This window comes from Arthrobacter sp. Dra40 (genome assembly GCF_059091905.1).
Window position 1 is genome coordinate 1 of the sequence record NZ_JBNHHB010000604.1, and the last position, 269, is coordinate 269.

Here is a 269-nt window from a genome sequence, read left to right on the forward strand (position 1 = left end):
CGCGATCGCGGTCCGTGGGGTAGGCCGGACTTACGAGATCCACACGGCCGCTGACTGGATCCGTTTGTGCCGCTCCTTTCCGCTCGACGTCACCGCCTCGCGCCGTCATGACTGGTACCGGGCAACCGGCAGGGACGGCCGATGGGTAATCCCCGACTGGGAGCAGGTCGCTCGCGAATGGGAGGGCCCGCGTCAGACCTGGCACCGTGGACCCCACGACGACGTCTGGAACCGGGTGTCGGACGAAGCCAACGGTCATGGCACTGCCC

Annotated in this window: 1 pseudogene; it reads left to right on the forward strand. The window is 68.0% G+C overall.

Annotated elements, in window-relative coordinates:
- Positions 1 to 269 (forward strand): annotated as a pseudogene (locus AC5RWT_RS38200) (hypothetical protein); the annotation flags it as partial.